The sequence below is a fragment of the Bacillus sp. JJ1533 genome (assembly GCF_036965045.1).
Lineage (GTDB): Bacteria > Bacillota > Bacilli > Bacillales > Bacillaceae_L > Ferdinandcohnia.
In genome coordinates, this window is sequence record NZ_JBALOV010000041.1 from 70,038 (window position 1) to 77,201 (window position 7,164).

The 7,164-nt window shown below is 36.9% G+C and carries 4 protein-coding genes, 1 rRNA gene and 2 pseudogenes; 2 read left to right on the forward strand and 5 right to left on the reverse strand.

Annotation, left to right across the window (positions count from 1 at the left end; genetic code table 11):
• Positions 1-173: 173 nt before the first annotated feature.
• From V7138_RS21890 to V7138_RS21905, 4 genes and pseudogenes are all read right to left on the reverse strand, one after another.
• Positions 174-782, reverse strand: a pseudogene (locus V7138_RS21890) (vitamin B12-dependent ribonucleotide reductase); the annotation flags it as partial.
• Positions 783-874: 92 nt separating this feature from the next.
• Entirely contained in the window at positions 875-1,687 is an 813-nt protein-coding gene (locus V7138_RS21895) for an HNH endonuclease (protein WP_335401599.1), read from the reverse strand.
• Between the two features lie 225 nt (positions 1,688-1,912).
• Positions 1,913-3,865, reverse strand: a pseudogene (locus tag V7138_RS21900) (vitamin B12-dependent ribonucleotide reductase); the annotation flags it as partial.
• Positions 3,866-4,207: 342 nt separating this feature from the next.
• On the reverse strand, positions 4,208-5,044 hold the full coding sequence (locus V7138_RS21905; protein WP_335401601.1) for a lipoate--protein ligase family protein: 837 nt from the start codon (positions 5,042-5,044) through the stop codon (positions 4,208-4,210).
• Positions 5,045-5,198: 154 nt separating this feature from the next.
• Between V7138_RS21905 and V7138_RS21910 the strand changes: the two genes are divergently transcribed.
• Both V7138_RS21910 and V7138_RS21915 read left to right on the forward strand, forming a co-directional pair.
• Entirely contained in the window at positions 5,199-5,570 is a 372-nt protein-coding gene (locus tag V7138_RS21910; protein WP_335401604.1) for a rhodanese-like domain-containing protein, read from the forward strand.
• A 78-nt stretch (positions 5,571-5,648) separates the two neighbouring features.
• Positions 5,649-6,476 carry a hypothetical protein gene (locus tag V7138_RS21915; RefSeq protein ID WP_335401606.1) on the forward strand — a complete coding sequence of 276 codons (828 nt, stop codon included), beginning with the start codon at positions 5,649-5,651 and terminating at the stop codon, positions 6,474-6,476.
• 537 nt (positions 6,477-7,013) lie between these two features.
• Here V7138_RS21915 and rrf read toward each other — a convergent pair.
• Positions 7,014-7,129: ribosomal RNA gene (rrf, locus tag V7138_RS21920) — 5S ribosomal RNA — on the reverse strand.
• Between the last annotated feature and the right edge of the window lie 35 nt (positions 7,130-7,164).

The window sequence follows — 7,164 nt, forward strand, 5'->3', positions numbered from 1 at the left end:
GATTAACATAGAACCCCTCCCAATCCCCCACTATTAGAAGTAAGGGAGTTCTGCTGTATAATGGTTAAAACAATGTCTTTATACATTTTTAATCGGATAGCTTGGGATTTAGTACCTATGTTTACTTTCGTGTATGAAAAAAGAGGGAATCAATTTGATTCCCTCTTCGTTTATTACAATCCGCATTTCAGCTGTGCACCACAGTTTGTGCATGTATTACATCCACCAAGGTCTTCGACTGTACCTTGTCGACAAACCGGACAAGTATCGCCAACTTCTGAACCAATCGTTACATCAGTTTGACGTAAGTCCATGATTGTATCCATTAGCACTACACGACTTTTTGGTTTTTCTTCTTCTGTTGTAACTTCTGTATCTTCAAACGTATTCTCTTCTGCTTTTAATGTAAGAACTTGAGCGTCACGGCTTCCATCAACATAAACTGTTCCACCTTTTGCTCCACCTTTATAGAGGCGTTCGTAGACAGCTTCTACTTGAGATACAGTATAACCTTTTGGCGCGTTGACTGTTTTACTGATGGAGCTATCAATCCAACGTTGGATGACACATTGTACATCAGCATGTGCTTCTGGTGAAAGCTCCATTGCAGATACGAACCAGCTTGGAAGGTTGTTTGGCTCTGCTTCAGGATGCTTTTCTAGATATTCTTGAACGATATCTGCTTTTACTTCAATAAACTTACCTAAGCGCCCACTTCTAAAATACGAGAATGAGAAGTAAGGTTCTAACCCTGTTGAAACGCCAACCATTGTTCCTGTGCTCACGTTTGTTACTCTCTATTTATTATAGAGGGTGGGACTATTAGTACCCACTCCATATGTCGCCATATGGGTCAGACTATATCACCAACCAGTTAATTCTTTTTACTATGTCTTTTTCGATGACAAGGATATTCACATAAGCTTACCAAATTTGAAAGATTGTTAGCAGACTTCCAGTCCCCTTCAAAATCCCTAAAAGGAATTATATGATGGATTGAAAGTTCGTGGCCGAGTTGTGCCTCCGTTTTTCCACAATCCTGGCAAGTAAAATTGTCCCTTTTTCGTGCCTTTTTACGTTGGGATCTCCAGTTTGGACCATAATAATCGATATCGCCACCCTGCCAAGTAGCACTATTTGAACCAGAAAACGCATTGGATCTTTCGTAATATTCTGCCATACATTTTCCATTACAAAAGTTCCATTTTTTAATAACTGAAGGTTTTTTTTCAATCATATTTCCGCAATTCGTACAGTTAACAATAATTCGTTTTCTATATTGAACTCTTCCTCTATCTCCATTTGCTTTACCTAAACAATTCATTGAACAAAATTTAGCAGTGTTTTCTCTTGATTTAATAACATAATAAGTTTTGCCACATCCCATACAAGTTTTTTCAACTTGATTAATAAGATGTTGATTAATTGTGGGTCCCATTTTTTTTTGATACTCATATTTACATTCTTTGTTGCAAAAATTATGATCAAAAATAATAGATGGTTTTCTCTGCAATTCATTTCCACAATTATCACAATGAATTAGTTTCTTTTTACTTAAATGGGCAAATGCGATAGGGTTTTTAGATTGATATTCACCTTTACATTTTCTAGAACAATACTTTTTTCTTTCAAATTGGCTCGGCTTTATATATATTTCCTTGTTACAGTTAAGACATTTCTTAATCATCTACTACACCTTCTTAGAGATTTGTTTGCCTCTTAAGATGTAATAAACACTGGTTGCTCGGCATGTAGTCGTTGAGGGGGCAGCCACGCCTTCCCTGCGGATTGTCTGCACCTTTTGATTTTTACTCTTAATGTGTTGGCGCACGAGTACAAAAGGATTCTCAGAGTTTCCCGCATACAGCCAAGTTTACGCTACATTCTTACGAATATAGGGGGCAAGATGTTTACCCGTAGGAGCAACGGTTAGTAAATGCGAGTTACGAATTCCGTGTTCTTTAATTCCTTCTTTGATATCATCTGGCATTTTTTGCATATATCCAGTATTAATGAAAGCTTCTCGAATGCGATTGCCATCCTCAAGTGAATTTCCTTCTAAGAATGGGAAGCTTCCTTTTTCTTTCGCTAGGTCAATCGAAGCACGGTAAGCAGTAGTTGCGATTGTTTCGAACACTTCGTCAACTAACTTATTTCCTTCTTCTGAACCATATTCTGTTTCACAATAGATAAGGAGATCGTGTAATCCCATAACACCAAGACCCACACGGCGCTCACCTAGTGCTTGCTTTTTATTCGCTTCTAAGAAGTATGGAGTAGCATCGATTACGTTATCCTGCATTCTTACTCCAACTTCAACTGTTTGCTTAAGCTTATCAAAGTTAACAGTTTTTGTTTCTTTATCAACCATCTCAGCAAGGTTTACTGCTGCAAGGTTACAAACTGAATTTGGTGCGAGGGGTTGCTCACCACATGGGTTAGTTGCAACTACTTTTTGACCATAGCTTTGCGCGTTTGTCATTTCGTTTGCATTATCGATAAAGAAAATTCCTGGTTCTGCTGCATAAGTTGCACAGATATTAATTAAGTTCCAGAGGTCTTTAGCTTTAATCTTACGGTACTCACGTACTTTATGACCAAGTTTTTCCCACTCTCGGACATCTCCAACTTTGTGCCATTCTTCATTATAAATTTTCATTTCTTCTTCATTATAGCTTTCAACATCCGGGAATTTGAGTTCATACATTCTGTCTTCTTCAACAGCTTGCATAAAATCCTTAGTGATACATACAGAAATATTTGCACCTGTTAAGAACTCAGGATTATGGACACTGTAAGTTCCACCATTAACTAGATTTTGCTCAGCATCTTTAATAATTTTTTCACTAAATCCACCGTAACCAGGAATATGTCTGTAATTTACAATACCTTGGTACATTTGAATTTCTTGTTCTGTAAACGGAGTGAATTTCAGCTTTTCTTGAGCGTATTTTTTAATTGTTTCATCTTCTGTATTTTCAATTAAATAACGAAGAATTCTTGGATTTTGCATTTTCGAGATGATGAATTCAATAATGTCTGGATGCCAATCAGACAGCATGATCATCTGAGCTCCTCTGCGCGACCCACCCTGTTCAACAAGATGTGTTAGCTTCGCAATGTCATCTAACCATGAGACAGAACCTGATGATTTACCATTTACACCGCGTGCTAGCGTGTTACGTGGGCGTAATGTTGAACCATTTGTTCCTACACCGCCACCACGGCTCATGATTTCCATGACCTGTTTGCGGTGCTCAGAGATACCTTCGCGTGAATCCTGGACATACGGCATAACGTAACAGTTAAAATACGTAACATCTGTATCTGCACCTGCTCCGTAGAGAACACGGCCCGCTGGAATGAAGTTTAGGCTAACAAGTTCTTGATAGAACCTTTCAAACCATTCCTTACGCTTTTCTTCCGTTTCCTCGACTGAAGCCAAACCAGTAGCATTTCTTTTTGCAATTTGCTCATAGAAAACTTCTAGTGGCTTCTCAATAACATCTAGTGAACGATTTACAACTCCAGTTTCTATCTCCTCAGGGTTGTCCAACACACCTCGATACTCTTCTTCTACAAGTACCTTTGCTGTCTTCTGCTCCCAATCGATGTCAACGATGAAGCCTAAACCACGTGCAGGAAATTTTGGATCCTCTTTGATCGTTAGAACAACAAAGTCACCTTCTGCTAATGTAAGCTTCTCAGTATCCTTAAACGTATACCGATCAAGCATTACAAGCCTTGATACGCCCTTATGCGTTATCTTCATGTCCTCTGTTATTGGATGGACTTGAGGAAAAAGGCGTATATCCTGGTTCAACCTTTCAACATTAATATTCATTTTTTGTAGCACAACAGTCATTCCCACATCTCCCTTAGAATCTATTAATTCAATTTTGTTTATTTTAGTGTGATAAAATTAAAGTATCATATATCTATATGAAAGACAACACAAAAATCAATATATAGTGTTAAAATAATTTTCGACACTACTACATATTGATTTTTATATAAGTGAAATCTATTTTGTCAAACTAAAAATAGTATAATATATAAAGAAAAACAGAGGAAAAACTAGGTAGACTAAATAATTTCATCTTTTTTGAAGAATTTTGTCGGTTGCTTTTTACCTCTAATAGAACAAACTCAGTAATACCAAAGACTTCCGGTTTTACCCAAGTAAAAAACGACTAAAAAAAGTCGTTTATCGTTTAAAATTCCATTCATCAGTTTTATATCGGCTATCTGCAATTGCATTTACATAGTTCAATTCTTCATCTGTCAATTGATACGGCTCAAGCACAATATTTAGTCCTTCCTCAAAACCTTTCTTAAATGCTTGCTTCGCTTCTTCAATCGTCACTGGGATTTCTCTTAAGGCATTTATAGCCACTGCTTTATTTTTAAAATTCCGCTGCATTCTTTCTTTGACACGCTCACTTGGATATTTAAATAGATCGAATAATTTTTCCTCATCTATATCTAGTAGGATTGAGCCATGCTGAAGAATAACACCCTTCTGTCTCGTTTGCGCGCTTCCAGCTACTTTTCTTCCTTCAACAACAAGCTCATACCAGGAAGGTGCATCAAAACACACAGCTGACCGTGGGTTTTTTAATCCTTCACGCTCTTCAGCTGTCTTTGGGACAGCAAAGTACGCATCGAGACCTAGTTTACGAAAGCCTTGTAAAACACCTTCAGAAATAACACGGTATGCCTCTGTTACCGTTTTAGGCATTTCAGGATGATCTTCTGACACAATCACACTATATGTTAGCTCTTGATCGTGTAATACCCCTCTGCCACCTGTTGGACGACGAACAAAGCCAAGGCCAGATTTTTTTACAGCCTCAAGATCAATTTCTCTATCTACCTTTTGAAAATAACCAATTGAAAGAGTCGCTGGGTTCCAACCATAAAAACGAACCGTCGGTGGAATTTTCCCCTCACTATTCCACTCAAGCAAGGCTTCATCTAAAGCCATGTTAAACTCTGGCGAACAATGGCCAGAATCAATAAATCTCCATACCTCTTTTTCCATACGAAACCCTCTTTGTTCAATATTGTTTGCCATTTCTTAGTCTATCAGAACAAAAAATGTTTTTCAAAATCTAAACCTCCAGAGAATTCCTTTGATTCTTTTTAGCCACACGAATATAATAGAAAAGGAGAGATAGAAAAAGGAGTAGATTGTTTTGGAAATACTTTTAATTGTTTTGGGTGCTATCATTGCATACGGAATTATCACATTCTTCTACCAAAGAAAAATCGTAACTGTTTTAACTGAAGAACAGTTCCGTGAAGGATATCGTAAAGCACAATTAATCGATGTCCGTGAACCAAATGAATTTGACGGGGGTCATATTCTAGGTGCACGCAATATACCATTATCCCAAATGAAAATGCGTTTAACCGAAATCAGACCTGATAAACCAGTCTACTTATACTGCCAAAACACAGTCCGTAGTGGTCGCGCAGCGCAATTACTGCGTAGAAAAGGCTATAAAGAGCTTTACCAACTACAAGGCGGCTTTAAAAAATGGACAGGTAAAATAAAGAAAAAATAACCTATTCCGTCACTGGAATAGGTTTTTTCATGTATTCTCTTTATGATAAAATATGGAAAGAATAGATGAGGTGATACTTTGAACATTTCAAAAGGTCTTTACCATACCATTTACCATCCAAGACTAATCATCATTCCACTTCTAGTAAACGTTATTTTAACTTTAACTAACGTGCTAGGAGGATATCTTGGTTTCACCATGCTTTCTTTTCACGTCTATGATATCCAACTTCCTTATGGAGTTTCAATACTCGTAAACCCAAATTTCACTTTACACGGAACCGTTACAAATTGGCTACTTTCCAGTATAGTCACTATTGTCCTACTTCTATTAAAAAGCTACGCACTCAGCATATATCTTGGCTCCATGAAATGTTTTTTAGAAGGGCCAGACAATACATACTCCATCTTAAAAATAGCTCCATATTATTTTGATAGGATGGTGAGGTTTTCTATCATTGAACTCATTATCGGTGGATTACTATTCATTTTTTCACATATTTTTTGGCCTTTGGCTCTATTAGGAATTCTGATCGTACTATTTTATAGCCTAACACCGTTCATTGTTATTTTAGAAGATACCTCTGTTAGGGACGCAATTGAGAAATCGCCAAAATTTTTTATAAAAAACTTCGAAACAATATTTTTTATTGCGTCGATTTCACTACTTTTAACATTCATAATAACTAAGATTCCAATAACTGATAAAAACATGGAATATTATATTGTTTCAATTCTATATAGTTTTATGGGGACAACCATGATATTTGAAGTGATGAATTGTTTACATAAAAGCATTTATACATTCAGTCTTCCATCTAAAAAGATAATAAAATCAAAAAAACTATTTCCACCGCTTTGGTTAGCTGCACTTCTTATACCATTACTAGGGGCTTTGTTGGTTTGATTGGGGACAGATGGTTTAAGGAGGGATCTGAATGACATTTAGAAGTGGCAATCAATCGATTGACGAGATTTTTGTAATTTAATTATGTTTCTAGACAAGATGCTATATCGATGGATGTATGCGGTATATCACTTATTGTTTTACAGTTGGACGATATGCTGTTTATGCCGTTTTGCGGTTTATCATTTATCGTTTTGCGGCTGACTGATATATCGTTTATGCTGTTTGCGGTTTATCATTTATCGTTTTGCGGGTGGGGGATATACCGTTTATGGTGTTTACAGAATATCATTTATCGTTTCGCGGTTAGGCAATATACTGTTTATAGGATTTGCGGTATATCATTTATCCTTTGTCGGATGGGCGATATACTGTTTTTGCAATTTATGATATATATTTATCGCTTTACGAGTTGGTGATATCCAGATAAATAATACTTATATTACGCTTTGTCAACCCAAGTGAAAAAGAGTCATGAATCCTAAAATATCTTTTAAGCACAAAAAAAGACCAACCATATCGGCTGATCTTTAAGGTGCCTAGCGACGTCCTACTCTCACAGGGACAAAGTCCCAACTACCATCGGCGCTGAGAAGCTTAACTTCCGTGTTCGGTATGGGAACGGGTGTGACCTTCTCGCCATCGTCACTAGACTATCGAAAGAACATTTCTAATTATAATCTCTTTT